The organism is Erwinia typographi (genome assembly GCF_000773975.1).
Lineage (GTDB): Bacteria > Pseudomonadota > Gammaproteobacteria > Enterobacterales > Enterobacteriaceae > Erwinia > Erwinia typographi.
Window position 1 is genome coordinate 35,758 of record NZ_JRUQ01000059.1, and the last position, 25,879, is coordinate 61,636.

The 25,879-nt window shown below is 54.8% G+C and carries 23 protein-coding genes; 10 read left to right on the top strand and 13 right to left on the bottom strand.

Going from position 1 to position 25,879, the window contains the following annotated elements; all coding sequences use genetic code 11:
* Nucleotides 1-79: 79 nt before the first annotated feature.
* Nucleotides 80-1,114 (bottom strand): L-rhamnose/proton symporter RhaT, encoded by a 1,035-nt coding sequence (rhaT, locus tag NG99_RS20435; RefSeq protein WP_034897043.1) that lies wholly within the window; start codon nt 1,112-1,114, stop codon nt 80-82.
* A 370-nt stretch (nt 1,115-1,484) separates the two neighbouring features.
* Between rhaT and aldA the strand changes: the two genes are divergently transcribed.
* Nucleotides 1,485-2,924 (top strand): aldehyde dehydrogenase, encoded by a 1,440-nt coding sequence (gene aldA / locus NG99_RS20440; RefSeq protein WP_034897046.1) that lies wholly within the window; start codon nt 1,485-1,487, stop codon nt 2,922-2,924.
* A 664-nt stretch (nt 2,925-3,588) separates the two neighbouring features.
* Nucleotides 3,589-4,437 (top strand): helix-turn-helix transcriptional regulator, encoded by an 849-nt coding sequence (locus NG99_RS20445; protein WP_034897047.1) that lies wholly within the window; start codon nt 3,589-3,591, stop codon nt 4,435-4,437.
* A 72-nt stretch (nt 4,438-4,509) separates the two neighbouring features.
* On the opposite strand, the gene NG99_RS20450 is transcribed toward NG99_RS20445, so the two are convergent.
* From NG99_RS20450 to NG99_RS20470, 5 genes are all read right to left on the bottom strand, one after another.
* The gene (locus NG99_RS20450) at nt 4,510-4,851 is read right to left on the bottom strand and encodes a YegP family protein (RefSeq protein WP_034897049.1); all 342 of its coding nucleotides are present in this window, start codon (nt 4,849-4,851) and stop codon (nt 4,510-4,512) included.
* A 148-nt stretch (nt 4,852-4,999) separates the two neighbouring features.
* Entirely contained in the window at nt 5,000-6,592 is a 1,593-nt protein-coding gene (locus NG99_RS20455) for an ABC transporter substrate-binding protein (RefSeq protein ID WP_034897052.1), read from the bottom strand.
* Nucleotides 6,593-6,727: 135 nt separating this feature from the next.
* Nucleotides 6,728-7,132 carry a cupin domain-containing protein gene (locus NG99_RS20460; RefSeq protein ID WP_034897055.1) on the bottom strand — a complete coding sequence of 135 codons (405 nt, stop codon included), beginning with the start codon at nt 7,130-7,132 and terminating at the stop codon, nt 6,728-6,730.
* Nucleotides 7,133-7,313: 181 nt separating this feature from the next.
* The gene (locus NG99_RS20465; RefSeq protein ID WP_034897057.1) at nt 7,314-8,225 is read right to left on the bottom strand and encodes a LysR family transcriptional regulator; all 912 of its coding nucleotides are present in this window, start codon (nt 8,223-8,225) and stop codon (nt 7,314-7,316) included.
* Between the two features lie 214 nt (nt 8,226-8,439).
* Complete coding sequence (locus NG99_RS20470) at nt 8,440-8,868, bottom strand: OsmC family protein (RefSeq protein ID WP_034897059.1); 429 nt, start codon at nt 8,866-8,868, stop codon at nt 8,440-8,442.
* A 238-nt stretch (nt 8,869-9,106) separates the two neighbouring features.
* Between NG99_RS20470 and pepT the strand changes: the two genes are divergently transcribed.
* A complete protein-coding gene (gene pepT / locus NG99_RS20475) occupies nt 9,107-10,339 on the top strand; it encodes a peptidase T (protein ID WP_034897061.1) in 1,233 nt (410 codons plus the stop codon).
* Nucleotides 10,340-10,417: 78 nt separating this feature from the next.
* Here the strand turns inward: pepT and NG99_RS20480 are convergent, their stop codons facing one another.
* Together NG99_RS20480 and NG99_RS20485 are read right to left on the bottom strand one after the other, a co-directional pair.
* Nucleotides 10,418-11,197, bottom strand: a complete 780-nt coding sequence (locus tag NG99_RS20480) for a transporter substrate-binding domain-containing protein (protein WP_034897063.1) — start codon at nt 11,195-11,197, stop codon at nt 10,418-10,420.
* Between the two features lie 23 nt (nt 11,198-11,220).
* Nucleotides 11,221-12,390, bottom strand: coding sequence for a methionine aminotransferase (locus NG99_RS20485; protein ID WP_034897065.1), 1,170 nt, complete (start codon nt 12,388-12,390; stop codon nt 11,221-11,223).
* Between the two features lie 117 nt (nt 12,391-12,507).
* On the opposite strand from NG99_RS20485, the gene NG99_RS20490 reads away from it, so the two are divergent.
* Nucleotides 12,508-13,359 (top strand): LysR substrate-binding domain-containing protein, encoded by an 852-nt coding sequence (locus NG99_RS20490; RefSeq protein WP_034897067.1) that lies wholly within the window; start codon nt 12,508-12,510, stop codon nt 13,357-13,359.
* Here NG99_RS20490 and NG99_RS20495 read toward each other — a convergent pair.
* Complete coding sequence (locus NG99_RS20495; RefSeq protein ID WP_034897069.1) at nt 13,356-15,020, bottom strand: methyl-accepting chemotaxis protein; 1,665 nt, start codon at nt 15,018-15,020, stop codon at nt 13,356-13,358. The two genes, NG99_RS20490 and NG99_RS20495, sit on opposite strands and share 4 nt — an antisense overlap.
* 510 nt (nt 15,021-15,530) lie before the next feature.
* Here NG99_RS20495 and NG99_RS20500 point away from each other — a divergent pair.
* Entirely contained in the window at nt 15,531-15,965 is a 435-nt protein-coding gene (locus tag NG99_RS20500; RefSeq protein ID WP_034897072.1) for a DoxX family protein, read from the top strand.
* A 33-nt stretch (nt 15,966-15,998) separates the two neighbouring features.
* Here the strand turns inward: NG99_RS20500 and hglS are convergent, their stop codons facing one another.
* Nucleotides 15,999-17,351, bottom strand: coding sequence for a 2-oxoadipate dioxygenase/decarboxylase HglS (gene hglS / locus NG99_RS20505; protein ID WP_034897074.1), 1,353 nt, complete (start codon nt 17,349-17,351; stop codon nt 15,999-16,001).
* 307 nt (nt 17,352-17,658) lie between these two features.
* On the opposite strand from hglS, the gene NG99_RS20510 reads away from it, so the two are divergent.
* The gene (locus tag NG99_RS20510) at nt 17,659-18,582 is read left to right on the top strand and encodes a LysR substrate-binding domain-containing protein (RefSeq protein WP_034897077.1); all 924 of its coding nucleotides are present in this window, start codon (nt 17,659-17,661) and stop codon (nt 18,580-18,582) included.
* A 7-nt stretch (nt 18,583-18,589) separates the two neighbouring features.
* On the opposite strand, the gene smrA is transcribed toward NG99_RS20510, so the two are convergent.
* Both smrA and NG99_RS20520 read right to left on the bottom strand, forming a co-directional pair.
* Nucleotides 18,590-19,156: a DNA endonuclease SmrA gene (gene smrA / locus NG99_RS20515; protein ID WP_034897080.1), complete on the bottom strand. Its 567-nt coding sequence runs from the start codon at nt 19,154-19,156 to the stop codon at nt 18,590-18,592.
* A gap of 89 nt (nt 19,157-19,245) precedes the next feature.
* Complete coding sequence (locus NG99_RS20520) at nt 19,246-20,199, bottom strand: sugar-binding transcriptional regulator (protein ID WP_034897083.1); 954 nt, start codon at nt 20,197-20,199, stop codon at nt 19,246-19,248.
* A gap of 173 nt (nt 20,200-20,372) precedes the next feature.
* Between NG99_RS20520 and dalD the strand changes: the two genes are divergently transcribed.
* From dalD to NG99_RS20540, 4 genes are all read left to right on the top strand, one after another.
* Nucleotides 20,373-21,767: a D-arabinitol 4-dehydrogenase gene (gene dalD / locus NG99_RS20525; protein WP_034897085.1), complete on the top strand. Its 1,395-nt coding sequence runs from the start codon at nt 20,373-20,375 to the stop codon at nt 21,765-21,767.
* A gap of 10 nt (nt 21,768-21,777) precedes the next feature.
* The gene (gene xylB / locus NG99_RS20530; RefSeq protein ID WP_034897088.1) at nt 21,778-23,247 is read left to right on the top strand and encodes a xylulokinase; all 1,470 of its coding nucleotides are present in this window, start codon (nt 21,778-21,780) and stop codon (nt 23,245-23,247) included.
* A 54-nt stretch (nt 23,248-23,301) separates the two neighbouring features.
* Nucleotides 23,302-24,594: an MFS transporter gene (locus tag NG99_RS20535; protein WP_034897091.1), complete on the top strand. Its 1,293-nt coding sequence runs from the start codon at nt 23,302-23,304 to the stop codon at nt 24,592-24,594.
* 148 nt (nt 24,595-24,742) lie between these two features.
* A complete protein-coding gene (locus NG99_RS20540; protein ID WP_013202029.1) occupies nt 24,743-25,498 on the top strand; it encodes an FNR family transcription factor in 756 nt (251 codons plus the stop codon).
* A 119-nt stretch (nt 25,499-25,617) separates the two neighbouring features.
* Here the strand turns inward: NG99_RS20540 and NG99_RS28420 are convergent, their stop codons facing one another.
* Entirely contained in the window at nt 25,618-25,818 is a 201-nt protein-coding gene (locus tag NG99_RS28420) for an aminoglycoside phosphotransferase family protein (protein ID WP_332308363.1), read from the bottom strand.
* Nucleotides 25,819-25,879 lie beyond the last annotated feature (61 nt).

Here is a 25,879-nt window from a genome sequence, read left to right on the forward strand (position 1 = left end):
CAGGGGAAATTCGGTGCCACCACGTCCATGTGGTGGCTGTTTCAATGAGGGCGGGTTCTTCTTACAACAGACTAACGACTCAGGACATCATGCCCATCCCTACAATATTCGCCGCCAGAATAATCACCACACAGCCGCCGCAAAGCACGCTGACCGGACGACGCCCCACGTTCTTCCACTCTTTCAGCACCAGCCCGACCAGCCCGCCGCACAGCACATAGAAGCTCATATGCAGCATCCAGCTGATAAAGTCATACTGTGCCGGAATTCGCGCGTGGCCCCAGGCATAGAAGAAGAACTGCAAATACCACATGGTGCCGCCAAGTATTGAAAGCAGCACGTTGCTAATCAGCAGAGACTTCGCCACTGAGAAATCGCTCCTGACCGACAGGTCGGACTTGGTCGCCAGGCGGATAAAGCAGAAGCCCAGGTTAACCAGCGCGCCGCCGCCCATGATCACCACGTAGCTCGGTAACGCAGTATAAAGTGGGTCAATGCCCAGCGCAGCGGCCGCATCGTGCATTGGCTTCGCCGCATTCATCGCAAAGGACATCCCGGCTGAGAACACGCCACAGAGCACGGCCAGCAGCAACCCTTTCTTCAGGTTGAACTCTTCGGCCGTAATCCCCATCGCCCGCTCTTTTAACAGACCTGCGCGAGAAACGATCGCCACGCCGACCAGCGCAACCAGCACGCCCAGTAAGGTCAGCCTGCCGCCTGAGGAGCTGAACAGCTCGACAAAGCGCCCCTGGATCAGCGGCGTCATCAGCGTGCCGACGACCAGGGTAATGCCAATCGCGATACCGATGCCCATCGACATGCCCAGATAGCGCATGGTCAGGCCGTAGTTAATGTTGCCTACGCCCCACATTGCGCCAAAAAGAAACACCGGTAACAGCTGAGAAAGCGAGAAGCTGCTGTAGTACCCCCAGAAGTTTGGCAGCAATACTGCGCTGACGGCCCACGGAAGCACGATCCACGAAGCGATACCGCCCACTGACCACATGGTTTCCCATGACCAGTGACGCACTTTTTTGAACGGGGCATAGAAGCAGGCGGCGCTGGCCGCGCCCACCAGATGCCACAGAATGCCTGAAAGGATTGCCTGACTCATTATTGTTTTCCTTCGTAGGTGGGTGAGGTTCCCGGTAGAGGCAGTCTACGAAGGATTGAACCGCCGACACCTTATGCTCAATGCCCCGTCCGGCGTAAATCTGGCAAAATTCAGCGTCTCCTGACGACCGCGATCACAAATCCAGCTTCTGCTGTGATTTATTGATTAACGGCGTTGTGCAGACTAATTACATCATTTTTAAGGGTAAATTCTATTTTTACCGTTCTCCCCCGCTGTTCTTCTCATTTCTGCCATCCCGCACTGTGCGGTGGCAACCACAGAAAGGTCATTGCGCTTTGCCTGCGGCAGTATTTTATAACGCAACATTTTATTAACCTCACTATAAAATAATGTTTACGGAGAATCTGCCATGACCCCACGCCAACATCGCCTTTACATCAACGGCCAGTTTGTCGAAAACCGCAGCGGCCGCTGGATTGACGTCATTAACCCCGCCACGGAAGCGCCGATCTCACAAATCCCTGAAGGCAGCCGCGAAGATACCGATCGCGCCATTGAAGCAGCCGCAGCGGCCCAGCCAGCCTGGGAGGCGTTGCCAGCAGTTGAGCGAGGCGGCTGGCTGCGCAAAATCTCGGCTGGCATACGCAGCCGGGAAGCGGAAATTACCGCAGCCATCGTGGCTGAAGGTGGCAAAACGCAGCAGCTGGCGCAGACGGAAGTGCTGTTTACCGCTGATTATCTTGATTACATGGCCGAATGGGCACGCCGCTACGAGGGAGAGATCGTACAAAGCGATCGGGTCAATGAAACCATTATGGTGTTTAAAAAGGCCATTGGCGTCACGGCGGGTATTCTGCCGTGGAACTTCCCCTTCTTCCTGATCGCCAGAAAGGCCGCTCCGGCTCTGATCACTGGCAATACGATTGTGATCAAACCCAGCGAGCTGACGCCGAACAATGCGATGCTGTTCGCGGAAATTGTCGATTGGGTCGGCCTGCCTGCAGGGGTGTTCAACCTGGTGACTGGCTACGGTCCGGAAGTAGGCCAGGCGCTGGCATCCAGTCCAAAGGTGGGCATGGTAAGCCTGACCGGCAGCGTCAACGCGGGTGTCGCCACGCTACAGGCTGCGGCGCCGAATATTACAAAAGTCTCTCTTGAGCTGGGTGGAAAGGCGCCGGCGATTGTGATGAAGGATGCCGATCTCGATCTGGCGGTTAAAGCCATTGTCAGCTCGCGCATGATCAATAGTGGTCAGGTTTGTAACTGTGCTGAGCGCCTTTATGTTCAGAAAGAGGTTTATGAAGAAGTGGTCGCCCGCCTGACAACCGCCTTTGCTAAAGTCACCTACGGTGATCCGGCACAAAGAAGCGACATTGATATGGGACCGCTGATCTCTGCCGATGCTCTGCAGCGCCTTGAGCAGAAAGTGGCGCTGGCCGTAGAGCAAGGCGCAAAAGTGGTGACCGGCGGCAAGCGCAGCGGCGAACGCGGCTTCTTCTTTGAGCCTACCCTGCTGACCAACGTTAATCAGCAGATGACCATCGTACACGAGGAGACTTTCGGCCCGGTGCTGCCGGTTATTCCTTTCGAGACGCTTGAAGAGGCTATCGCGTTGGCCAACGACAGCGAATATGGTCTGACATCCTCCATTTTTACCCGCGATCTGAATACCACCATGCAGGCGCTGAAGCAGCTGAAGTTTGGCGAAACCTACGTTAACCGGGAAAACTTTGAAGCCATGCAGGGCTTCCATGCCGGCTGGCGCAAATCAGGGATTGGCGGAGCTGACGGTCGGCATGGCCTTGAGGAGTATTTACAAACCCACGTCGCTTATCTGCAATATCATTAATTTCTGTTTATCTTCCCTGTGAGTGCAGTCGGATGAGACAAACCGGCTGCACCTGGGTATCACAGCCAGCTCGCGCGCATTCAGCATCCGCCGACAGGATGTCATACGCGGGATAATGGTTAAACATGGCTAATCAATAGTGTAATGGGGATGTATAAGTCCGTTTTTTTATAGTCTTCCACTAATCAATTTTATGCCTGAAAAACGCTGTGGCTACGCCATGTCGCGTGGAGTCTGGCTTTAAAGGTGGATATCGCGGAAGCAATTATTAGCACCACTAAATGCTGACCTTAATTATCCATAATTAATTAAAGTTATGCGCCAGGAAATTCTGAAACTAATTAATAATGCATATTACATCTGGCAATAAAGGAATAAATCGGGTTAACATATAACTTCGCACAGAGCACATTTGAGCTTCTGGTGGCGTAAAAAAAAGATACACACAGCAACTTCATTACCAAGAGGCCGAATAAGGCCCAGTAAAAAGTCCAATTAATAAACATTCTCATATTGAGATTATAGTGCCTCCCCTCACCGGCAACGGTGAGGGGCTTTTTGCATGGTTTAGCTATCCCTCACTCCTTTTCTATAATATAGGCAGCTTGAAGGGATTTTAATGGTAGTCTGTTGGTGACATTGACTGTTAAAGGCCTGCAATAGAGTGGATACCAAATTACTTGGCAACTATCTGAAAGATCGACGCGGCAAGCTGAACCCGTCTGATTTTGGCATTTCTCCCTTGCGCCGCCGCACGCCAGGGCTGCGCCGCGAGGAAGTGGCGAACCGGGCGAACGTCAGCGCTACGTGGTATACCTGGCTGGAACAGGGACGCGGCGGCTCTCCCTCGGCTGAGGTGCTTAACCGCCTGGCGGAAGCCCTGGAGCTGACTCAGGTTGAGCGCGAACACCTCTTTTTACTGGCTCAGCAGCGTCCGCCGCAGGTTCAATACCAAGCCTGTGAACCCGTCTCTCCACAGCTTCAGCGCGTGCTGGATTCGCTGGAGCACAGCCCCGCGCTGGTGAAAACGGCCACCTGGGATATCGTGGCGTGGAACGAAGCGGCCCGTGCCATACTGACGGATTACACAAAAATCCCCGCCGGACAGCGCAACGTCCTGAGGCTGCTGTTTGGCAATACCGAGGTGCGCAGACATATGGTGAACTGGTTGCAGGACGCAACGTTCGCCGTGGCGGCCTTTCGTGCGGAAGTCATGCGCGCTGGCGCAATGGAGACGGTGCAGCCGCTGGTCACTGAACTCTGCGAACTCAGCCCTGAGTTCAACGCCATCTGGCAGGATTATGACGTGCAGCACTACGGTGAAGGCGTCAAGCACGCTCGTCACCCGCTGGTCGGTGAGTTTATTTTTGAATATTCTACGTTTGCGGTTGAGGGGCGAACGGATTTGGGACTGTTGATTTACACCCCGTCCTCCCCCGCGGACCGACAAAAAACCGAGGCGCTGATTAGCCACTGGCGTCAGCAGCAGGCTGACGTTAACGGTTCACGTTAATTGCAATAGCGGGGGCGTTGCGCTGATTGTGCCCACGGCTGAAAATATCCCGACGCGTGGGCTAACGGCTGACTAAGCGTCGTTGGTCAGATCGTGAACTTCGGCTACCGGACCATTCTTACGCACGGATTCAATTCCCTTGTCCCTGGCCTGGGTGGAGCTGTACATTTCGCTGTGGCCAATGACCTGATGATTTGCCGCCTTCAGGTTGAAATAGGGAGAACCATCTTTAGCGGTCAGGCGATCGTAATGGGCGTCCTCTCCGGCGTTTTTCTTAACCGAGGCAATACCATTCTCAGCGCCTGACTTGCTGACGTATCCTTCGCTACCCAGGATAATCTCACCGTTACCGGCCTTCAGACGAAAATAAAACTGGCCGTTTTTACCACTGTAGATTTCATATTTCGCACTCATTATTTGACTCCTGTTACGGGATTAAAATGTGGCGTAACCTACTGCCTTCAGCAGTTAAGTGTTGATGATACAATAAAATCCGTCAAAAAAAAGCGCAGCGGCTGAGTGTTGCAGCAGGCCGGCCCTCCCTGAAGGAAGGCCGGCACGGTCATTTGATATCCACCTGGTAAAAAATGTGTTTGCCGAACGGGTCGATCTCATAACCGGTCACTTCTTTACGCACCGGTTCAAAGATCGTCGAGTGGGCAATCATTACCGCTGGCGCCTGGTCGTGCATTATTTGCTGCGCCTGACGATAAAGCTGAATGCGTTTAGTGTGATCCTGCTCGGCGCGAGCCTCATTGATTAGCGTATCAAACGGCTTGTAACACCATTTGGACGAGTTGGAACCGCCGTTGGCGGACGTGCAGCTGAACAGCGGACCGAAGAAGTTATCCGGGTCGCCGGTTGCGGTGGTCCAGCCCATCAGGGCAGCCTGATGCTCGCCGTTTTTCACTCGCTTAAGATATTCGCCCCATTCAAAGCTGACGATGTTGGCTTTGATCCCCACCTTCGCCCAGTCGGCCTGAATCATCTCCGCCATACGCCGGGCGTTCGGGTTATAGGGACGCTGAACCGGCATCGCCCACAAATCGATGGTGGTGCCGGGCTTAATTGCCGCCTCTTTTAGCAGCGCTTTGGCTTTTTCAGGATCGTAGTCGTAATCCTTCAGATCCTGGTCGGCGCTCCATACGCCCGGCGGCAGAAGGTTTTTCGCCGCGCTGCCGGTACCCTGGAACACTGCCTGAATAATGGCCGGCTTATTAATGGCCATCGACAGCGCCTGGCGAACTTTGACGTTATCCAGCGGCGGTTTTTGAGTATTGAAAGACAGGAAGCCGGTATTCAAACCGGCCTTCTGCATCAGCGTCAGATCTTTATTTTCCTTCATGCGCGGCAGATCGGCCGGATTAGGGAACGGCATGACCTGGCACTCGTTTTTTTCCAGCTTGGCAAAGCGCACGGAGGCATCCGGGGTGATAGAGAAGATCAGGCGGTCGAGCTTCGCCTTGCCCTGCCAGTACTGCGGAAAAGCTTTAAACAGGATGCGGGAATCTTTCTGGTACTGCGCCAGCTCAAATGGCCCGGTGCCGATGGGGTCCCGATCGACCTTTTCCGGCGTTCCGGCTTTCAGCATCGCATCGGCGTATTCAGCGGAGAGGATTGAGGCAAAATACCAGCCCAGATCCGCCAGAAAAGGTGCTTCAGCGTGGGCCAGGGTGAAGCGCACGGTATGGTCGTCCACTTTCTCAATGTTCTGGATCAGCGTGCCAAATTCCAGACTTTCAAAGTTGGCATAGGTGCCATTGGAAACATTGTGATAAGGATTGTTGGGATCTTTCTGCCGCATGAACGAGAAAATGACGTCGTCAGCATTAAACTCGCGGCCAGGCTTAAACGCCCTATTGCTCTGGAACTGCACCCCTTTGCGCAGGTGAAAAGTGTAGATTTTACCATCCGGGCTGATATCCCAACTTTCCGCCAGGCTTGGCACCAGCTCGGTGGTGCCGACTTTAAAATCAACCAGACGGTTATAAATGGGCACGGCGCTGGCATCCACGCTGGTCCCGGAAGTATAAAGTTGTGGATTGAAATTCTCTGGCGATCCCTCTGAGCAAAATACCAGAGTTTTTGCCGCCGCCCCAGTGGCTACGGCCAGCGTCAACACGGCAACCGCTGTCCTTAATACTGATTTTCTCATCTCTGCCCTCACTTTATTGATTTTTTTATGGTCTCTCCTGAACGTTTACCAATCTAATCGCTAATGGGGTGATGAGCCAGTAAAAGCGGCAGTGGCTGCTGAGCAGGCACGCGCATACCACAGGGGCAGAAAATATCAGCGTTCGCCTATGTGGCTTATAAATTTTAACCCGTTATGCGCAGGATCGATAAAATAGATATCGGACGCCTCTCTTCCAGGGGTATCGATGGAAAGGAAGTAGACTGGATTATCGCCACTTGGTTTAATCGAATGAACGGTATTTTTCCTGAATATCACCAGCTGGTCTTTAGACAAAACTTTCGCTGGCTCACCGTCAGTTTGAAATTCGAGATCGCCTGCAATAACGATCAGCACCTCATCGCATTGCTTGTGATAATGCTCAGGCACTTGCTGGTAGACACGAAATAATCTCACGCTCCCCTGAGGGTTATCACTGAGGTACATATCAACAATGAGAGAATCTGCGCTGTCAGGGAAAAGCTTTTTTTTCTCTTCCAAATCAAAATATAAAGCACTCATAGACTTACTCACTCTGTAAAAACTGAATTTTGATAAAAATCGTCATGCTAAAAAGATACATAACGGCTTTTCTAATCTTCGGCGGCGCCAGTTCGTAAACCAACGCGCGCCTTAATCAGATAGTTTTTTTACCCTAACACAGCTTTCGTTGAATGATTTTTAATGAGCCATTGACTAAAACTCAACCTGGGGGAAGGCATTGCGCTTTAATGATTTCAATCAATGGCCTTAATCCAGGCTGTAGCTGGCGTCGACTGGGGTAGTACATCATGAATGGCGCGCTGATATGCGACCAGCCGGGCATGACCTCAGTCAGCCTGCCGCTGCGCAAATGCTCACGAATTTGCATTTCCAGGCAATACGCTACGCCCACGCCTGCAAGCGCGGCCTGAATAATCATTGATGTTTCGCTATATATATACTTACCTGGGGAGAGCACTCTGCAACTGTTTTCATTATTGCCGAGCTCCCAGTGATATAACGTGCCGTTGCCAACCCGCATATTAATACACTGATGTTCTTTTAAATCATCAGGGGAATGTGGCGCGCCATATTTCTCAACGTAGTCGGGTGCTGCCACCACCATCCATTTTAATTTTTCGCTCAAAGGCGCGGCTATCATATCTTTAGGGATAATGTCGCCATAGCGGATGCCTGCGTCAAACCCTTCGCTAATAATATCAACTTGTTGATTATCAACCACCACTTCTAAGGAAATGTTGGGATACTCTCTCATGAAGCCAGCTAAGATGGGTGAAATAAGGAGGTCAAGAGCATCACGCGGGATGTTTATCCGCAAGCTGCCAATTGGCTTGTCGCGATAATTGTCCAGTTCTGAGAGTGCAGATTTGATATAATCAAACCCCAGCTTAAGTTGATTTTCCAGGGTAACGCCCGCCGCCGTAGGGACTACTGCGCGGTTATTCCTGTTTAATAATTTTACTCCGGTACGTTCCTCAAGTGAGCGGATGGTATGGCTTAGTGCTGAGGTGCTGACGCCAAGTTCAGCCGCTGCCAGACGGAAACTTTTTTTACGACAAATAACTGAAAATACATTTAATTCCGCAAGCTCTGCACGCGTTAGTATGGCCATTGTGCACCCTGAACGATCCCAAACTTCGAAGATAACACAGAACTGTCAGAGCACTTTAAGCCGTTGTGCTTTGGTTCCTGTTGACCAAACTGTCTCTAAGGAGAAGCCCACAGGAACATGAACAGGATTACTTAATTCAGCGATAAGGCCGTCCGCCGGATTGCTAAATGCGGCTGGCATGGTACTGATATTTCCGCACGTCCGGCCACCACGATCAGTTCAGTTTGTATTCGAGGGTAATTTCAGCATTGAGCAGTTGCGATACCGGGCAGCCAGCTTTCGCCTGGTTAATGATTTCATCAAACTTGCCGCTATCAATACCCGGCAGCCTCACCTGGCTTTGCAGGGCAATTCTGGTGATTTTGAAGCCCTCACCCGCCTTGTCCAGCGAAACGTCGGCCACCGTATCAATACTTTCTGGCGTGAAACCGGCATTACCCAGCATCAGCGACAGCGCCATCGAAAAACAGGCTGAATGCGCCGCGCCAATCAGTTCTTCGGGATTTGTCCCCGGCTTTCCTTCAAAACGAGTGTTAAAACCGTAAGGCTGGTCTTTCAGCGCGCCGCTTTCGGTACTGATGGTGCCTTTGCCATTTTTAATATCGCCTTCCCAATGCGCCTGCCCTTTCTTATGAATGGTCATGACTGTCCTCCCGTTTGTTTATCATGAACATTCAGTATAGTGGCTTCCCGACGCTTCGCCGGAGCGTGCGCTGCAATTGCCTGGTATCTGACCGTTATTTAAGGAAATTTACTGACAGTAAACATTCTGTATCACGCTAACGACAGCGTGCCAGGCACCCTGAGATTTTGACCCGCCTCTTCCTCTCTGATAATGATAGTGAATTCACTTTTCCCCTCAGCAGATACAGGAATACAGGATGAATCAGCAACTGGCTGCCCAGCTCAGCAACCGTTTTTATCGTTACCTCGCCGTCACCAGCCAGAGCGATGCCGCCGCTCAGGAGCTTCCCAGCACGCCAGAACAGCATAATATGGCGAAAATGCTGGCGGAAGAACTGCGCAGCATCGGCATGAAACAGGTGGTTATTGATAAATTCGCTACCGTAACGGCCGTGAAGCCAGGCAACTGCCCTTCTGCTCCCCGCATCGGATTTATTACCCACATCGATACCGTTGACGTCGGACTGTCGCCGCATATCCATCCGCAGACACTGCGCTTTGAAGGCGAAGATTTGTGTCTTAACCAGCAGGAAGATATCTGGCTACGCGTTGCTGACCATCCTGAAATCAACGCTTATCGCGGCCAGCAGATTATTTTCAGCGACGGCACCAGCGTGCTGGGCGCGGATAACAAAGCGGCAGTGACCGTAGTGATGACGCTGATGGAAAATCTGACCCCGGACACACCGCATGGCGATATTGTCGTGGCCTTTGTTCCTGATGAAGAAATTGGGCTGCGCGGCGCGAAGGCGCTGGATCTGAAAAGTCGCTTCGACGTTGACTTCGCCTACACCATCGATTGCTGCGAGCTGGGCGAGGTGGTCTTTGAAAACTTTAACGCCGCCGCAGCTGATATACGTCTTACCGGCGTGACCGCGCACCCGATGTCCGGTAAAGGCGTTTTAGTCAACCCGCTGTTGATGGCGACGGATTTTATCAACCATTTCGACCGACTGGAAACCCCTGAGCATACTGAAGGCCGTGAAGGCTACGTCTGGTTTAATGATCTTACGGCTAATGCGCACGAGGCGCGTCTGAAAGCATCAATTCGCGACTTCGATTTGGCGTCGTTTGAACGGCGGAAGCAAAAAATTGCCGAGGTGGCGGCTAAAATTAGCGCAAGCTATCCTACAGGCAAAGTCGAATTTAGCCTTTCCGATATTTACAGCAACATCAGCAATGCCATTGGAGAAGATCGTCGGGCAATTGATTTGATCTTTGCCGCGCTGGCAGAGCTGGATATTACGCCGAAGGTCACGCCAATGCGGGGCGGCACGGATGGGGCGGCCCTTTCTGCTAAGGGCCTGTTGACGCCAAATTTCTTTACTGGCGCGCATAACTTCCATTCGAAGTTTGAATTTCTGCCGATCCCATCCTTCGTGAAGTCATACCAGGTTGCGGAGAAGCTGTGTCTGCTGGCGGCTAAATAAGCGCCCGTATAGCAAGCCAAAGGGAGCGAAAATCTTCGCTCCCTTTGGTGGCGTGACTGCCCGCTCAGATCCTGAACGTTACTCTCTGATCGTCACGTCGATACCCGGGAAGAATTTCGCAGCCAGCCTGGTAACGGTGCCGTCAGCCTGGACTTTAACAATCGCCGCATCCAGCGCCTGCTTCAGCTTCGCGTCGTCTTTACGCAGACCAAAACCGATCCCTACCCCCAGAATCTGGGTATCTTCTACCGGAACGCCGGCAAAGGCATAGCCTTTACCCTGGGGTTTTTCGAGGAAGCCAGACTGCCCGGCGGCCGACATCACCAGCGTGCCGTCAAGACGCCCCGCAACCATATCGTTATAGACCTGGTTCTGGTCCTGATAAGAGGTAATGGTCACGCCCTGCGGTTCCCAGTGTTTTTTCGCGAAGGTTTCCTGCACTGAACCCTGCAATACCCCGATGTTTTTGCCCTTCAGGGACTGAACGTCAGGCTGCAGGCCCGAGCCGCTTTTGCCAATCAGCTGGCTGGGAATGCGGTAGATGGGCCTGGTGAACCCAATGCTTTTCATCCGCGCTTCGGTGATATTCATCGCCGAGTTGATGGCGTCAAATTTCTTGGCGGCCAGCGCGGGGATCAGCGCATCAAAGCTGCTCTCAACCCAGCTGCATTTGAAATTACCCACCTGGCAAATGGCTTTGCCCAGCTCAATATCGAACCCTTCAAGCTCGCCTGCGGCGTTACGGCTTTCAAAGGGCGGATACTGCGACTCCAGACCGTAGCGCAGCGTTTCCTGCGCCATTACCGACACGGAAGAGAGCAGCCCAACCGCTAAAAAAAGTGCATTCAGTTTCTTCATCAACTTCCCCTAAGAAGGATATTTTAGCGAGGCTTTACCTGGCACAGCGCCTGAGCGCCCGCGCGCAGCGTGGCTTCATCTTTAGCAAACGAGAGACGGATCAATTTATTGTCGGTTCCATCCGTGTAGAACGCCGAAAGCGGAATAGTCGCTACACCGTAATCAACAATGAGACGTTTTACCATTTCGCTGTCAGCTTCGTCACTGAAATCCGCATAGCTGGCCAACATAAAGAACGAGCCGGCGGAAGGCAGCAGACGGAACGGCGAATCTTTCATCAGTTCAGTCAGCGTGTCGCGCTTGCGCTGGTAAAATGCGCCAAGCCCCAGATAGTTGGCCGGTTCACGCAGATAATCAGCAAAGGCTACCTGCATCGGCGTGTCGGCGGAATACATCATAAACTGATGCACCTTTACCATCTCTTCCATCAGTTCCGCCGGCGCCAGGCAGTAACCGACGCGCCAGCCGGTGACGTGGAAGGTTTTGCCAAAGGAAGAGACGATCACGCTGCGCTGCGCCAGCTCCGCATGGGTCGCCATGCCCTGATGCTGGCGGCCATCAAACAGGATGTGTTCATAGACTTCATCGGAGAGCACCACAATATCGGTATTGCGGGTAATAGCCGCGAGCTCGTCCAGGTCTTCCCGCGACAGCACCTGAGCGCTTGGGTTATGCGGGGTATTAATGATAATCATTCGGGTACGTGGCGTAATGGCCGCGCGCAACTCGTCCCAGCTGATGCTGAAATCTGGCAGCTGGAGCTTGAGGCCCACCGGCACCCCGCCCTGTAAACGGACGACTGGCGCATAGCTGTCAAACGCCGGTTCAAAGAAGATCACTTCATCACCCGCATGAACCAGGCCGCCGATAGCGGCGTAGATAGCCTGGCTGGCGCTGCCGGTGATCAGCACCTCGCTGACCGCATCGTATTGCTGGCCGTAAAGCGTGTGAACTTTACTGGCTAACACTTCTTTCAACGCACCCAGCCCGGTCATCGGCGCGTACTGGTTGTGTCCCTGCTCCATCGCGGTGGTAACGCCGTGGATCAGGGCGGTATCGCAGGGGAAATTAGGCGCGCCCTGCGACAGATTGATCGCGTTGTGCTGGGCGGAAAGCTGACCAATAACGGCGAAAATAGTGGTGCCCACGTCCGGTAATTTTGAACGCTGCTGTACGGAAGATTTCAGAGTCATGCTGTCTCCGGTGGAGGTAAAAGCGCGGTTAACCTATTCAACGTGAGCGCACTTGAGGCGACAAGCGAATTGTTGTCATAATAGCCATGACTTTTAAACATAGCTCAGAGGCTTACAATGTCACGGCGCTCGCTCCCGCTAAATGCAGTTCATGCCTTCATTGTCACCGCCAGGCATCTTAACCTGACTCGCGCCGCTGGCGAGCTGTGCATTACGCAAGGTGCCGTCAGCCGTAAAATTGCCTCGCTGGAAAGCTGGCTTGGCTTTGCGCTGTTCGATCGCCACGCGCGTGGGCTGACCCTTACCGCTCAGGGCGCCAGCCTGCTCCCCGCAATGAAAACCAACTTCGAACAGATGGTGTTCGCCGCTGAACAGGCCAGCAAATCCCATGCGGTGATCCGGCTGAAAGCCCCTACCTGCGCCATGCGCTGGCTGGTGCCGAGACTGGTGGCGCTGGAACAGGCTCAGCCCGATCTCCACGTCTCGCTGACCACTACCGTCGATCACAGCACGCAGTTGGAGAATTATGACGCGGCGATCCTTTATGGCAGTGCGCCTGCGGGAAGCTGGCGACTGTTCGATGAGGAACTGACGCCGGCCATCGCCGCCAGCCTGCTGCCAGCGGCAGTACTGAGGGTAGAGGATCTGGCGCGCTATACGTTCCTGCACCCGACCGCCGACGGACGGGACTGGCGGCTGTGGCTTAACCAGCAGCAGGCAGGCTTCAGCATCAGGCGCAGCCAGCATTTCGATACAATGGATTTAGCGATCAGCGCGGCAATTCAGGGATTTGGCGTGACGGTGGCGGACGTAACGCTGATCGAGACGGACCTGGCCATGCGGCGGCTGATCGCCCCGTTCAGTGAAACGGTGAAAACGGGCGCGGTATATAGTCTGATCCAGCGCCCGGCAGAGGATGCGCCACCGCAGCTTGCCGCATTGGTGGCGTGGCTGCGTCAGCCAGGTTAGAACGATACCCACTCATCGGATGAAGCGGCGGCAGGCTTTGCGACAAGTGAACGGGCCTGCGTAAGAGCCGGCTTACTGGATGCCGCGGCAGATGAGGTGGCCGCCACGGCCGAGAGGCGGAATTTTGACACCGACAGCGTCAGCTCTTCCGTCTGTCGCTCAAGCGCGCTGGCCGCCGCCGAGACCTGCTCCACCAGCGAGGCGTTCTGCTGGGTAACGCTGTCCATTTCGTTGATAGCCGTGCCGACCTGAGAAATCCCCTTGCTCTGCTCTTCGGAAGCGGAAGCTATCTGCTTCATGATTTCGGTAACCTCTGCCACCGCTTTCAGGATCTCATTCATGGTGCTGCCCGCTTCGCCAACCAGCCGGGAACCGTTGTCCACGCGGGTCACCGAGTCGGCAATCAGCGTTTCGATCTCTTTCGCCGCTCCGGCGCTGCGCTGCGCCAGATTGCGCACTTCACTAGCCACCACGGCAAATCCGCGTCCCTGTTCGCCAGCCCGCGCGGCTTCTACCGCAGCGTTCAGCGCAAGGATATTGGTCTGGAAGGCAATACTGTTAATGACGCTGGTGATCTCGGCAATTTTGTTTGAGCTGCCGGCAATGCCTTCCATCGTCGAGACAACGTCGTCAACCAGCCTGCCGCCTTTGCTGGCGGTAACCGAAGCGGTTTGTGCCAGTTCGCTGGCCTGACGCGCGTTATCGGCATTGAGTTTCACCGTCGCAGTCAGCTGCTCCATGCTTGCCGCCGTCTCTTCCAGCGCCGCTGCCTGCTCTTCGGTCCGCGAGGAAAGATCGTTATTACCGGATGAAATTTCTGCAGCGCCCCGGTATATGTTGTCCGTACCGCTGCGAATAGCGCTCACCGCATCGCGCAGGCTATCCTGCATGGTCCGCAGCAGCGGCACCAGCTTACCCACGCAGTTACGGCCAATGTCTTCCAGCGGCTGGCTGAGATCGCCGTCGGCGATCAGGCGAAAGTGCGTGCGCATTCCTTCAAGCGGGCGAACCAGCATCCTGACCAGATAACGATCGGTAAACAGCAGAATGATCAGTCCGACGATAGTCGCAATAATAATTACGATTTTTGTCACGTCGGTGAGGCGGTCGACGGTCACGCGTGTGGCATCCAGCTTCACGCCCGCGGCCAGGTTGAATTTTTCCACCGTTGCGCCGAAATCACGGCTCAGCGACGGCGTAACCGTGGCGGCATGACGGCGGAAATCGTCAAGGCTGGTATTCTGCGCCAGCTGCATCTGCGGCAGCACGCCCTGCTCGAGGAGCTTCTGCCAGCTGGCAATCACGCTGGTATAATAGCTGGTCTCCAGCGGCCCCGGCGATTCCGCCTTAAAATCGTCGAGCAGCTTAGCCATATTGTCGAGAGCCTTCTGCGCCGACGCCATATCTGCCGTGGCGGATGCGCTGCCTGCCAGTCGGGAGTCCACCGCCCGGTTCAGTCGGGTGATAAAACGGAAGTACTGATCGTTGCCTTTGCCCAGTGTGGTCATCTGATTAACCAATATGCGATCGACTTCATTACCTTTACCGAGGGCATTCAGGGAAAAGACGCTGTACATGCCTACGGCGGACCACATCAGGCAGAACAGCCCAAGGACCCAGAGCATTACGCTGCGGATGGTGAAGTTTCTTAGTAGTTTCATAACTGCTCCGTAACGATAAAAAACCGGATGATAGCGCCGTGAGAATCGGGCGCTTATCAGGTGTTATCGGCACGGAGCAAAAAAGTTTGAGGAATTAAGGGTTGTTATTCAGAAACTTACATGGTAGTCGACTTTCGTTAAGTCATTGCTCTGTCAGCTATTTCCGCCAGAGGTAGGTCGGATGGAAAATTTTGCTGATAAATTACTTTGCCCGGCCACAACTCTTTTAACCGCCCCATCCCTTTCATTAGCGGACGAAACGGCTGGATACGCCGCCGCATAAAGCTTTTCTCCCGCTTCGGCAGGACAGGCCTTTTTCGCCAAACCGCATCAAACCTGCCGATTATCATTTGCAGCGGTGGGACAAAAGTGCAGTCAACACGCTCAGTTACGGATTACGCTGAGCGAGATAAAAGAAACTGACTGAAAGAGAAATTCAGAGAATTTGAGTTTCATCAGCGGGCGTTATTGTCTATGTTGGCTTATCTGTCTATACGTAAGGATTCAACCATGTTTTCGGCCCTGAATAATGGCTTTTCCCGCCTGACCGACCACCCTGATTTTGGCAAGCTGGTGCTGAGACTGACGTTTGGCATCCTGCTGCTGTTTCATGGGGAATTTAAGGTTGTGCACGGCGTCGGCTGGATTGCCACGATGCTGAAACCGCACGGCATTCCGGGCTTCGTGGCCTACGGCGCTTACCTCGGTGAAGTTGTCGCGCCAATCATGGTCATTATTGGGCTGCTGACCCGTCCGGCAGCTTTTGTGATTGCGGTTAACCTGGTGGTCGCCACGCTGCTGGTCAAAACCGGCGCATTCTGGGACCGTACCAGCGTAGGCGCCTGGGCGCTGGAAGGGGAAGCGATTTACCTGTTTGGCGCCTTAGCCATAATGCTGCTGGGTGCGGGTAAATACGCGCTGATCCGTAATCCTCGCTTACAATAAGCTGTTCGGGGCAGAACCTCTGCCCCTGCCTCTCTATCCACCCTGTTTCACGCCACATCTTGCCAGGCTGGCCTGCTGTCTTTGCCCGTAGAGCGCAATTTCATCGCTGACCGCCGCGCCCAGTGCCTGTTCAAACTCCGCCCGGCTACTGTGTCCCTGGCTGCGCGGCTTCGCTTCACTGCCAAGATTGGACTGGAAAATACCGGCGGCGCTGACCGGCAGAAAATCTTCATAAATCATTGGCGTGGCGATAATCAGTCCCTCCTCAAGCAGGCGCTCAATATTTTGCTGCCCGGCAATCTGCGCCGGGTTGGCACGGCCTTTCTCGCTGAGCCGGTAGGTGAACCATGCCAGCGGCTGCTCTCTTAATACCCTGGCATCGTCCGGAAACGCGGCGAAAGTTGCGGCCAGCTTCTGCTGGTGAGCATCATTTTCCGTGCCGGTTTCGCTCTCCAGCAATAGCCGATCGTAAAGCGCGCGCCCTTTTGCGGTGAGCGCAATGCCGCGCTGCTCAATTTCACCAAAGCGTGCGGTATGTGTCCCCAGACCATCGCGAAAGCGCACCGGCTCATCCAGTGCTTTGAAGCTGGTCTGCCGCAGCAGAATCGGCACAGTGCGGCGCGGCGGCCCTTCGATAATCGCTTTGGGCGTAATCCCTGACTGCGGCATCAGCGCCTGCACCCGGTCGATATCCAGCGTGCGTGGCGTCAGGTGGTTGATATGACAACCTGGAAAGCAGACCACGTCGGCGATCAGACGATGCTGTGCCAGCAGTGCCTGATAGGTGGCCTGGTCAACGGTGGTTTGCTGGTGCCAGCGGAACGTTTCCAGCGCCTGGGGAATAAATTCTTCGGCCTGCTGCGCGCTGAAGCCGCCCTGCTGCTGATGCAGCCTGACCAGCTCACGGCAGCGCGGAGTGAAAATATCACGGGCGGCCAGAATCTCGGTGGCCTGCTGCCGTAAAGCCAGATCGTCAATCAGCTCAAGGCGAAGTAAGGAGGTAAACAGGCGGAAGGGGTTGGCGTTGAGCGCCCGATCCTCTATCGGGCGAAAGGCGGTGGAATGCACCGGTACGCCAGCCTGCGAGAGATCGTAGTAGCCCACCGGATACATGCCCATAATGGCAAAGACCTGACGCAGCATGGACAGCTCTGCTGCCGTACCGACCCGGATCGCCCCGTGACGCTCAACGCTCAGGCGCGACAGTTCATTGTCACGTTCCAGCTGCTGTTTCAGGGCGGGATCCTGCGCTAAAACCTCCGCATTCACCTCTGAGACCAGGTGAAGCAGCGTGCCGTACTGCGGCACTTCCTGCTGGTACATCTGCGACATCGCGCTGGCAAATCCGTCGCGCAGGCTGTCAGCCGACACCCATAAACTTTTCATTCTCAGCCCCTCATTGGCGTATTGCAGTCAGAGTACTGGAAAGCGCCGGACCCGGAGAAAATTTTTAATAAAATGTGATCGGCTACGGCATTCATCGCCGGCAAATTGCTGACGTTAAAGTCCGTCATTCCCTCGCGGCGTGGGGCCAACGAGTTTAATAATAAGGCCTGATGCATCGCGCCTGACGGCAGAAGAAAAGTGATGGAAAACGTGCCATATTCGGCAAATGTTAATTAAATTTGCAATAAGCTTAACAAAATCATTACATGCCGCTTGCCTGTAACCCAGCCCGCTGCTTAGCTGGGCTATGGATAAAAATTACCTGTTTAACCAGCGCATTCGCCTGCGCCACCTGCATACTTTCGTCGCCGTTGCTCAGCAGGGTACGCTGGGCCGCGCCGCCGAAACACTCTCCCTCAGCCAGCCAGCCCTTTCCAAAACGCTGAACGAGCTGGAACAGCTGGCCGGTGCGCGCCTGTTTGAGCGCGGACGCCTTGGCGCGCAGCTGACTACCCTCGGCGAACAGTTTCTTACCCATGCGGTACGGGTGCTGGATGCGCTGAATCATGCCGGACAGTCATTCAGACCTGCGGATCTGGATCGCCCGGCCGTTCTTCGCGTCGGCGTATTAACCACCGTGGCGCTGGGTATGCTGCCTTCGATTCTGGATAGCTTTCATCAGCTTCAGCCGCAGGCTATTGTTCAGGTTGCCACGCTGCATAACAACGTGCTGATTGCCGGTTTGAAAGCCGGTGAGTTTGACGTCGGAATTGGCCGGATGGCCGACCCGGAGATGATGACCGGACTGAGCTATGAGCTGCTGTTTCTCGAGCAGCTGAGGCTGGTGGTAAGGCCCGATCACCCCCTGTTAAGTGACAATGTCACACTGTCAAAGGCGCTGTCATGGCCGGTGGTCATCTCCCCTGAGGGCACGGCTCCCAGACGACTGGCTGACGAGATGATCAAAGAGCACGGTTGCAGGCTGCCGGCAACGCTGGTGGAGACTTCGGCGACATCGCTGGCGCGGCAGCTGGCGCTGCGCTACAACTACGTGTGGTTTGTCCCGTCCGGGGCGATTAAAGAGGATTTGCTGCACAATGCGCTGGCCGCGCTGCCGATCGCCTCACACGGGCCGGGGGAATCTGTCGGGATCATCACCCGCTCCGGCACCCCGTTAAGTCTGAGCGCGGAAGTGCTGCTGGCTACCGTTCGCAAGTCCCATTCCGGCTAGCCGACCATTATCGGCTTCGCTTAGCGTGGCGCTCACGGTTTTCCAGCCGCGCCAGCTCGCTTTTTCTCAACCCTACGTAACAGGCACCGCTGCCGCCATGATGGGGCTGCGCGCTGCAATAAGCCTGAACCCGTTCAAACTGCCGCAGCCAGCGGTCAAGGTAGCTGCGCACAATGTTGGCATGTGAGTCATCCTCCCGCCCCTTTCCGTGGATAATCAATAAATTACGGTAATTTCGCTGGTCTGCCTCCAGCATAAAACTGTAGAGCGTCTGGCGGCAGGCTTCCACTGGCTGCCGTAGCAGGTTGAGGGTCGCATTCGGCGGATATTTGCCCTGCCGGAGTTTATCGATGACCCCTTGTTGGATCCCTTCCGCCCTGAACTCTAGCGGCGTCTCTTTCGGGATAAGGGTCAGGTAACCGCTGGTCAGGGGATTATCGAGCTGCTGATCTGACCAGGCGTCGCGCGGAGACTTAACGGCGGGAGATTTCAGCCAGTGAACGTTAGCGCAATCCTTCAGCGGCTTAACGTCTTCCATTGCGTCTTTAAACAGATCCCAATCTTCGAGGTTCATCTTGCCGGTCCCCCTGTGGCAAAAAAAGAGGCTGTAGATGTCGCTTCTATCTGGCTAGTTTAGCAAAAGTCTGGCGGGAAGCGATCCTCTTAATCTGGCTGTGCCAAAGCGAAACGGGCGCTCTCTTCATCGGTAATCAGACCGGTTATCCAGCGGCCGCGCAAAGCCGCAAAGATTGCCTGGTGCTTGTCGCTGCCGCCCGCGAAGGCAATGACCTTGCGCTGGGTACTGGCCGTCAGCTCAACGCTGGTCAGCCGATCGTCCAGCTCACTGCGCAACCGCTGCCCGTCCTGGCCGATAAAATGCCCCAGCATTTCAGCCGCCACATGCAGCGATTCCAGCCTGCGTACCTGCTCATCGCTGATGAAACCGTCGGCATTCAGCGGGCAGCCAGCGGAAACATGCCCAATGCCAACAAACATCACGTCGGCTTTTTCTGCTTCTTCGGTGACGGTGCGGTAGATACGATGATTGCACCACAGGTCGCGATCTTCCGTACTGTCTGCATACAGCGGCGCAGGCAGGATGAAATAGCGCCCCTGGGTTTTTTCCGCCATCCACAGCGGCACGTCATAACGGGTACAGGAGCCGTCGCTGGCAATAGCGCCAATCAGCGACACGCAGCTGTGCTGCGGCCGGTCGAATTCGGGCAGCTCATCGATGGTGGCGCGAAGAGTCCTGCCTGAACCGACCGCGATAATCTGCGGCTCCTCCAGCTTGAGGGTTTGCGCCATCACCTCTGCGCCCGCCACCGCAATCATCTGTTGCAAGCCGGACGCCTCAATGCCAGCAGAAGGCACCACCTGACAAAGTTGGAGATCGAAACGCGCTTTAAGCTGCCCGGCCAGCGTCATACAGTCGGCGACCGGATGGGTGATGCTGACGCTGACCAGCCCCTGTTCAACCGCCAGCGACACCAGCCGCTGGGCAACCTGGCGCGAAACGCCAAGCTTATCGGCAATATCCTGCTGAGTTTCTCCCGCGACGTAATACATCCAGGCCGCTCTGGCCGCCTGATCCAGCTTCTTATCGTGTTTGCTCATTGGCCGCTCTCTGTTTTTTTTTGCAGCTTACTCCGAATAATTGCCCAACCGATGGGCAAAAGCAAATTTTGTGATCTAACCCGCAGACAGTCGCAGGGTAAATCACCAGTCTATAGCCCAACCAGGCAAAAGCCCTAATCAAGAGCAATTGCCCAAATTAACCGGAGACGATGATGAACGCTGCTATTCCTTCAGTCTGGCTGCACATTGGTGCAGGCTCTTTCCACCGTGCCCATCAGGCCTGGTATCTGCACCGATTGTTACAGCAGGGAGATAATCGCTGGGAGATCGCCCTGAGCAACATTCGCGATGATGCGGTGCCGTTACTGAACACCCTTGCCGCGCAGAATGGCGAGTACACTCTTGAAACGGTAACGCCGGAAGGCGAACGCCAGTATGAAAAAATCACCTCTATCAAAACGCTGGTTCCCTGGGATGAGGAGCTGAAAGGACTGATCAAACAGGGTGCGGACCCCCGGACAAAAGTCATCGCCTTTACCGTGACTGAGAGCGGCTATTATCTGGATACCGATCATAAACTGGACGTTCAGCAACCCGATATTAAAGCCGATCTCAACGGTGAAGCCCGCACGATTTACGGCGCATTAACCCGGGTTTTACAGGCGCGCAGAGTCGCTAGCGGTGACCCTGTCACTTTACTGAACTGCGACAACCTGCGACACAACGGCGAACGCTTCCGCCAGGGGTTTTTGACCTTTCTGAAACTGCGCAACGAGCCGACGCTGCTGACCTGGGTAGAGCAAAACACCACCTCCCCCAATACTATGGTCGACCGCATCACGCCTCGCCCTACCAGCGATATCGCTCCGCGTGTTCTGGCCGCTACCGGCTTCGAAGATCAAGCGCCGGTGATGGCAGAGGCGTTTATTCAGTGGGTGATCGAGGATGATTTTGCTGCCGGTCGCCCTGCGCTGGAGAACGTTGGCGTGGAGCTGGTTGACTCGGTGCTGCCGTGGGAGGAAGCTAAAATCCGTATTCTGAACGCCAGCCACAGTTGCATAGCCTGGGCCGGAACGCTGGTTGGACAAGACTATATTCATCAGAGCACTCAGACTCACGAAATTAAAGAGATGGCCTGGGAATACGTGACCCAGGACGTCATTCCTTCCCTGATGCCAAGCCCGCTCGACCTCGAGGCCTATCGCGATGTTGTGCTGGCCCGTTTTGCCAATCCCTATATTCGCGACACTAACCAGCGCGTTGCGGCGGATGGACTCTCTAAAATTCCCGGTTTTATTACGCCAACCCTGATGGAAACTTTTCAGCGCGGCGCGATCCCTCGCGCGACTGCACTGCTCCCGGCGCTGTTCTTCCTGTTCCTGCAGCGCTGGCATACGCAGGATTTACCTTACGCCTATCAGGACGGTGCGCTGGATGCTGAGGCTCGCCACGAGATGCTGAGCCACAGCGACGCACTGGCCCGCTTTGCGGCGGATGCCAGTCTGTTCGGGCCGCTAGCCACGAGGGCCGATTTCGCCGCCCTGCTGGAAAGATCGGTTGCCAGCTTGCAGAGCTGGGCGGAACATCCACAGCCTGTTAACGAGTAAGGAGCCGGGTATGTACCTCGGAATTGATGCGGGAACGTCGGAAATCAAGACGCTGGTGATTGACGATCGTGGCGAAATTGTTGCCAGCTCAGGGGCTAAACTCAGCGTGCAGCGCCCTAATCCGCACTGGTCGGAACAGGACCCGGCCGAGTGGTGGCAGGCTTTGCTTCAGACTATTAGCGATCTGCGGCCTAAAGTAGGCGAGCGCTGGAGCAAGATTCGCGCTATCGGTCTGTCAGGTCAGATGCACGGCGCTGTGCTGCTCGATAGCGACAATCGGGTACTTCGCCCCTGCATCCTGTGGAATGACACCCGCAGCGCCGCAGAGTGTCGCGAACTGACCGCGCAGGCCCCTGAGCTGCACAATATTTCCGGTAACCTGGCGATGCCGGGTTTTACCGCGCCTAAGCTACTGTGGGTTGCCCGTCACGAACCGGCTATCTTTGCTCAGACCGCCAGCGTGCTGCTGCCCAAGGACTATCTGCGCTGGAAAATGAGCGGTGAAAAGCTCAGCGATATGTCTGATGCAGCGGGCACGCTATGGCTTGACGTGGCTAAGCGCGACTGGTCAGACACCCTCCTCTCCGCCTGCGGTTTAACGCGTGACCATATGCCGCAGCTGGTTGAAGGTTCCGAACCGGCCGGGAAACTGAAAGCCGAACTGGCCCGCCAGTGGGGGCTGAATGAGGACGTTATTATTGCCGGCGGCGGCGGCGACAATGCAGCCAGCGCGGTTGGCATTGGCGCGGTAAATCCGGGCGATGCTTTTATCTCTCTTGGCACTTCCGGCGTGCTGTTCGCCGTTAATGACCGCTTCCGTCCTAATCCAGACTCCGCCGTCCATGCTTTTTGCCACGCGCTGCCAAATCGCTGGCATCAGATGAGCGTCATGCTGACGGCAGCCAGTGCCCTGCGCTGGCTGTGCGATCTGCTTGGCGCGTCTGAAACCACGCTGCTGGCTGAAGTGGCAACGCTCAGCAGCGCGGAACAACGCAGCGCCCCACTGTTCCTGCCCTATCTTTCCGGTGAGCGCACGCCGCATAACGATCCGCTGGCGACTGGCTCGTTCCACGGGCTGACACATGCCTCTCAGCGCGCCTCGCTGGCTTATGCGGTGCTTGAGGGCGTGACTTTTGGTCTGGCCGACGGACTGAAAGTGCTCGAAGAGGCTGGCACCTCGCTCAGCAGCTGCTCGCTGATTGGCGGCGGCGCTCGCAGCCCGTGGTGGGCTCAACTGATCGCTGACGTACTGAATATGCCGATTGTGACCCACCAGGGCGGTGAGGCCGGCGGCGCATTAGGCGCCGCCAGACTCGGCTGGCTGGCCGATGGCGGCGATGAAGCCATCGTTTGCCAAAAACCCCCGGAGCTTAAGCACTACCTGCCTGATGCCGGTCGTCACCACGCTTTACAGAAACGACTTGGCCATTTCCGGCTGCTATACCAGCAGCAGCTCGAGGCTCGTGCGCTCGGTTTCTAATTTAACCCCGGACGCAGCAACCGTCCGGGTTTTGCATGACTTTAAGGAATTATGATGAAATCAGCAAAAAACTGGTTTGGCCTTCCCATGTCCCTGGTCTGGGGCTATATCGCCATCGCCATCTTTATGAGTGGCGACGGGTTTGAGATGGCATTTTTGTCAAAACATATCACCGACCTGGGTTTCAGCCCCGCCGAATCCGCTCTCGTTTTCACTATTTACGGCGCTGCCGCCGCGTTGGCGGCCTGGAGTTCAGGCGTTGTAGCGGAGATCATCACCCCTCAGCGGGCCATGCGGATTGGCTTTATTCTGTGGGTAGTCATGCATATCCTGTTTATGACGCTGGGACTGGGTATGCGTAATTACCCGCTAATGCTGCTGTTCTACGGCATTCGGGGGCTGGCCTACCCGCTCTTTATCTATTCTTTCGTCATGCTGGTGGTGCAGAACGTGCCAAAGCATCAGCTCTCGTCCGCGATGGGCTGGTTCTGGGCCATGTATTCAATTGGCATTGGTTGCATAGGGAGCTATCTGCCGAGCTTTACCATTCCGTGGATCGGCGAAACGGGCACGCTGTGGTTTGCAATTGCCTGGGTCATGGTGGGTGGCATTATGGCGATGGTATTGCTGCGCAATGCGGGCGGTGAAAGCGAAAAAGCTAACCTCTCAACGCGGGAAAAGATCACCGAACTTTCCAGAGCCGTGACCATTCTGTTCACCAACCGCAATATCTTCCTTGCCTGTCTGATTCGCATTATTAACACCCTGTCGCTGTTTGGCTTTGCCGTAGTGATGCCGATGTTGTTTGTCGGACGCCTCGGCTTCACCATGTCCGAATGGCTGCAAATTTGGGCGGTGTTCTTCTTCGTCACTATTTTTACCAACATCATGTGGGGCGTGCTGGGCGAGTATATCGGCTGGATCCGTCAGGTTCGCTGGTTTGGCTGCCTTGGCTGCGCCCTGTCCAGCCTCGCCTTCTATTATCTTCCGGTCACCTTCGGCCACAATTACTGGATGGCGATGATCCCGGCGCTGATGCTCGGCATTACCGTGGCAGCCTTTGTGCCAATGACCGCCGTTTTCCCGGTGCTGGAACCTAAACACAAAGGCGCTGCGATCTCCATTTATAACCTGTCTGCTGGGCTGAGCAACTTCCTTGCTCCGGCAATTGCCTCGCTGGTTTTACCGTTCTTTGATATCGTCGGGGTGGTCTGGACCTATACCGGTTTATATCTTTTTGCAGGAATTTTGACGCTGATCATAAAAGTAGAACAACCTGCTCGTTTAGAAACCCATGGCAAAACAAACCACTATCGTGCGACTATTCGCGCAGAGAACAAATCTTAAGATTGATTAAAATCAATATTTTCAACGGGATGCATTTTTGACCAGCATCCCTTGCTTTTATATGGCCAAAACTGCTCGGATCAGTTCCCTTCCGTTACGAAAAAATGTTAAAATTGACCCCAGTCAATAATCATTCGAGCGTAACTCTATGATCCCAGAAAAGCGTGTTATCAACAGACGTATCCAGTCTGGCGGTTGTGCGATTCACTGTCAGGATTGCAGCATCAGCCAGCTCTGTATTCCCTTCACGCTGAACGAGCATGAACTCGATCAGCTGGATAATATCATCGAACGCAAAAAGCCGATCCAAAAGGGCCAGACGCTGTTCAAAGCTGGGGACGAGTTGAAATCACTGTACGCTATTCGTTCCGGGACCATAAAAAGCTATACCATTACCGAACAGGGTGACGAGCAAATCACTGGCTTCCACCTGGCCGGTGACCTGGTAGGTTTTGACGCCATTAACGGTGGGCAGCACCCCAGCTTTTCGCAGGCGCTGGAAACCGCGATGGTGTGCGAGATTCCGTTCGAAACGCTCGACGACCTCTCAGGCAAGATGCCGAGCCTGCGTCAGCAAATGATGCGCCTGATGAGCGGTGAGATCAAAGGCGACCAGGAGATGATCCTGCTGCTTTCCAAGAAAAATGCCGAAGAACGCCTGGCGGCCTTTATTTATGGCCTCTCCCGCCGTTTTGCCGAACGTGGCTTCTCACCTCGTGAGTTCCGCCTGACCATGACCCGTGGCGACATTGGTAACTACCTGGGCCTGACGGTCGAAACCATCAGCCGTTTGCTGGGCCGTTTCCAGAAAAGCGGTATGCTGGCCGTTAAAGGCAAATACATCACGATTGAAGATCATGACGTGCTGTCGCAGCTGGCCGGACAGAGCCGCGCTATAGCCTGATCCACGGCCGGGTTAGCCTGCTGACCCGGCTGCATTTGCCTGACCTTGTTTCCTTCCTCCCTCACCTTCCTGCTAGCAGCATTGAATCACAAATGTTAACCGTAACTTCCCGTTCAGTTTTATAGTTCAGATAGTTCAGCACACTGCTTTAGAATCCCCCCATGTATCCGGGCGGCTGGTTTAAGTGAATGGAACCAGTCATGAAGAGAAATCAGTTGGGGTAGTGGCTGTTTCTGACATGTGTGCAGTCGTTGTGCTGTAAGGCATAGAATACGGCAAGCCTCTGTATCATGACCTTTCTGGACATAGCGGACGGAGATGCGGGATCTGCGGCGCGTTCCAGAAGAATTGCCTCATTTTCATGGACAATCACCTGCGCAA